Source organism: Promicromonospora kroppenstedtii DSM 19349 (assembly GCF_000515355.1).
GTDB classification, from domain to species: domain Bacteria; phylum Actinomycetota; class Actinomycetes; order Actinomycetales; family Cellulomonadaceae; genus Promicromonospora; species Promicromonospora kroppenstedtii.
The window spans coordinates 3,206-6,877 of record NZ_KI911574.1 but is presented as its reverse complement, the minus strand read 5'-3'; the positions used below and the strand labels follow the sequence as shown (position 1 = coordinate 6,877).

Annotated in this window: 2 protein-coding genes; one reads left to right on the top strand and one right to left on the bottom strand. The window is 70.9% G+C overall.

Annotated elements, in window-relative coordinates:
* The first annotated feature begins 208 nt into the window (after window positions 1-208).
* Window positions 209-1,783, top strand: coding sequence for an AbgT family transporter (locus PROKR_RS01410; protein ID WP_084800196.1), 1,575 nt, complete (start codon window positions 209-211; stop codon window positions 1,781-1,783).
* Window positions 1,784-1,833: 50 nt separating this feature from the next.
* On the opposite strand, the gene purB is transcribed toward PROKR_RS01410, so the two are convergent.
* Complete coding sequence (gene purB, locus PROKR_RS01405) at window positions 1,834-3,315, bottom strand: adenylosuccinate lyase (RefSeq protein ID WP_036959073.1); 1,482 nt, start codon at window positions 3,313-3,315, stop codon at window positions 1,834-1,836.
* Window positions 3,316-3,672 lie beyond the last annotated feature (357 nt).

Sequence of the window (3,672 nt, the reverse complement as noted above, 5' to 3'; positions counted from 1 at the left end):
GGCGCCGTCCCCGCCGTCGGGCACCGCGGCGGCCAGGGCGGCCCGCCGTCCCGCGGTCTCGGCGACCAGGTGGTCCAGATAGGCGGTGCTGGGCGGGGTGGGGCGGTTCATGCGGTCCATCGTATGGAAAGCGTTACACGACCGAAAAATCACCCTTTACATTACGGCCCTAGGCTGCCTGACCACCGGAGACCCGAGGGAGACCGCTGTGAGCAACACCGCTTCGCCCGTCCGACCGTCCCGCACGGACAGGTTCCTGGGCGCCGTCGAACAGCTCGGCAACCGGCTGCCCGAACCGTTCACGCTCTTCCTGATCCTGTTCCTGGTGATCGCGCTGGTCTCGACGTTCATGGCGCTCGCCGGAGTGACCGTGCAGGTCCCGGGTGCCGAGGAGGTCACGGAGATCCAGGGCCTGTTCACGCCCGAGGGGATGACGTGGTTCACCCAGAACATCGGCGCGAACTACATCGGCTTCCCGCCCCTGCTCACGGTGCTGACCATCTGGCTCGCCGTCGGCGTGGCGGAGAAGACGGGCCTGCTCGCCGCGGGCGTCCGTGCCGTCTTCGGCTCGGCACCCCGCTGGGCGCTGCCCTACGCCGTGGGGTTCGTGGGCGTGCTGGGCTCCGTCATGTCCGACAGCGCGTTCATCGTCATCCCGCCGCTCGCGGCGCTCGTGTTCCGGGCGGCCGGTCGGCACCCCGTGGCGGGCCTGCTCGGAGGGTTCGCGGCAGCCGGCGCCGGCTACTCCACGAACATCGCCGTGACCAGCCTGGACGCGCTGTTCGCCGGCATCACCACGGCGGTCACCGAGATCCTGCCGAACCCCGGCGACCCCGTGAACCCGCTGTCCAACTGGTACTTCAACGTGGTCGCGGCGGTCGTGCTGTCCGTGCTCGCCGGGTTCCTCATCGACCGGGTCCTGGAACCGCGCCTCGTCCGCCAGGGCGTCCCCGTCGAGGAGGCGCGCCTCGTCGACACGGTGGTGCCCGACGACGAACCGCCCGTGACCGCCGACCTCACGGCGACCGAACGGCGCGGCCTGATGTTTGCGATCGGCTCCCTGCTGCTGGTCGCCGCTGTGCTCACCGTCGCGTTCGTGCTGCCCGGCTCTCCGTGGCGCAACGAGGACGGTGGGTTCCTGCCCGAGTCGCCGCTGCTCGGCTCGATCACCTTCGTCATCTTCGTGCTGTTCATGGTGCCCGGCGTGGTCTACGGCATCGTGACCCGGTCGGTGACCTCGATGAAGGACGTGCCGCGGCTGTTGGAGCAGTCCGTCAGGGACATGGCGGGATTCCTGGTCCTCGCGTTCGTCCTGGGCCAGTTCATCGCGCTGTTCAACTGGTCCGGCGTGGGCCAGTGGATCGCCGTGGCGGGCGCCGAGGGCCTGGAGTCGAGCGGGCTGACCGGCTACGGCGCGATCATCGGCTTCCTGGCGCTCGCGTCCCTCCTGAACCTGTTCATCATCTCGGGCTCGTCACTGTGGACCATCATGGCGGCCGTGTTCGTGCCGATGTTCGCGCTCATCGGTTACGAGCCCGGGTTCGTACAGGCTGCCTTCCGGGTTGGCGACTCCGCGACGCAGATCATCACGCCCCTGAACCCGTACATGATCGTGCTGCTCACGTTCCTGCGGCGCTGGGAGCCGAGGGCCGGCCTGGGCAGCGTGATCGCGCGATTGCTGCCCTTCACCGTGGCCTTCTGGTTGGTGTGGGCCGCGATCCTGTCCGTGTTCTTCTTCCTCGACCTGCCGATCGGGCCGGGCAACGGGATCTTCCTGGAGTGAAGGGGCTCAGGCCCTGCGTCTGTCGACCGAGCCTGCGGTTCCGCTCCGGCTCAGTCGAGGTAGTCCTTCACGAGCTGCTCCGCCAGGCCCGTGTACGTGGCCGGGGTCAGGGCGGCGAGGCGGGCGGCGACGTCGTCGGGCAGGCCCAGGCCCGCCACGAACTCGCGCATGCGTGCGCCGTCGACCCGCTGGCCGCGAGTCAGGTCCTTGAGGCGCTCGTACGGGTTCTCCATGCCGGGCACGCCGGCGACCGAGGCCGCACGCATCGCGGACTGGACGGGCTCACCCAGCACCTCCCAGTTGGCGTCGAGGTCCTCGCGCAGCAGGGTCTCGTTCACGGCCAGGCGGTCCAGGCCACGCGACACGTTGTCGATCGCGAGCAGGCTGTGCCCGAACGCCGGACCGATGTTGCGCTGCGTCGTGGAGTCGGTGAGGTCGCGCTGCAGGCGGCTCGTCACCAGCGTGGCCGAGAGAGTGTCCAGCAGCGAGCACGAGATCTCGAGGTTCGCCTCGGCGTTCTCGAACCGGATGGGGTTCACCTTGTGCGGCATCGTGGACGAGCCCGTGGCGCCCGCCACCGGGATCTGCGTGAAGAACCCGAGCGAGATGTAGGTCCACACGTCGGTCGCGAGGTTGTGCAGGATCCGGTTGAACCGGGCGACGTCGGCATAGACCTCGGCCTGCCAGTCGTGTGACTCGATCTGCGTGGTCAGCGGGTTCCAGTCCAGTCCGAGGCCCTCGACGAACGCCTTCGAGACGGCGGGCCAGTCGGCCGACGGGACGGCGACCGTGTGCGCGCCGTAGGTGCCCGTGGCCCCGTTCAGCTTGCCCAGGAACTCGGCGCCGTCGACACGGCGGAGCTGACGGCGCAGGCGGTGCGCCAGCACGGCGAGCTCCTTGCCCAGGGTGGACGGCGTCGCGGGCTGGCCGTGCGTGCGCGACAGCAGGGGAGCGGCGGCGTGCTCGCGCGCCATGTCCGCGAGCTGGTCGACGACGGCGGTCGCGGCCGGCAGCCAGACCTCCCGGACCGCGCCCCGCACCATCAGCGCGTACGACAGGTTGTTGATGTCCTCGCTGGTGCACGCGAAGTGCACCAGCTCGCTCGCCGCGGGGAGGCTGGTCTCGCCGAGCACCTCCGGCGAGGCCGCGATGCGCCGCTTGATGAAGTACTCGACCGCCTTGACGTCGTGCACGGTCTCGCGCTCGATCTCGGCCAGCTCGGCGATCTCGGCCGCGCCGAACGTGGCGGGGATCGCGCGCAGGTACTCGATCTCGGCCTGCGTCAGCGTGGGCGCACCGGGGACGACGGGCGCCGCGACGCCCGCCGCGCCGTTGCACAGCGTGATCAGCCACTCCACCTCGACGTGGATGCGCTCGCGGTTCAGCGCGGCCTCGCTCAGGTGGTCCACGAGCGGGGCGACGGCCTTGCGATACCGGCCGTCCAGGGGGCCGAGCGCGATGGCGGGGCTCACCTCCGCGAGCGTGACGCGGGCGGCAGGGCTGGGCGTGGTGGTCTCAGGCACGTGCTCCATTCTCCCACGGGCGGGTCCGGCCGCGGCTCGTCGTCCGCAGGACCGACCCTCCCGACGGCACACCGGGGGCGCGAGCACGACCACAGGGAGCTGTTTCGGGGATTCGTGCACAGGCCGGTCTGGCTGCCCGACGCCGGACCGGTTGCCCGGCCTAACGTCTCCGGAGGACATGACCGGGAGGCCGAGGGAGCGCGAGCGCCGATGAGCACGAGCCGTACGAGTGGGATCTGGCCGGGCGAGGTCTGGGCGAGCGGGCTCGGTCCGAGCTGGGCTCGGCCGTGAGCGGGAGGGACCCGGCGTGCGCGCTCGGGAGCGGGCCGGCCCTGGAGAGCGCGCTGCCAGGGCTCGCCCGGGCCG